At 58.6% G+C, this 237-nt stretch carries 1 protein-coding gene; it reads left to right on the top strand.

Annotation, left to right across the window (positions count from 1 at the left end):
* Nucleotides 1-43 precede the first annotated feature (43 nt).
* A partial coding sequence (locus tag E0702_RS18105) for an ISAs1 family transposase (RefSeq protein ID WP_240721824.1) occupies nucleotides 44-237 on the top strand: 194 nt, incomplete at its 3' end.

The following is a 237-nucleotide window of genomic DNA, read 5'->3' as shown; positions in this document are numbered from 1 at the left end:
GCTTAGCTATGAGTGGCCAGGCTTGAAAACGGTGGGAGTGGTGATGAGCTTCCGCCAAGAGGGTGACGAAGCCCCTGAAGAGCCGATGATCCGCTACTACATCAGTTCAGCCGAGTTGACCGCCAAGAAGCTCGCCGAAGCGGCCCGGCAGCACTGGCACATTGAGTCAAAACTTCACTGGTCCTTGGACGTGGCGCTTCGTGAGGATGCCTGCAAAATCCATCGCGGACAGGCGGC

Origin of the sequence: Halomonas marinisediminis, from assembly GCF_004347715.1 — a bacterium.
GTDB classification, from domain to species: domain Bacteria; phylum Pseudomonadota; class Gammaproteobacteria; order Pseudomonadales; family Halomonadaceae; genus Halomonas; species Halomonas icarae.
This window is presented reverse-complemented; position numbering and strand designations above follow the sequence as displayed.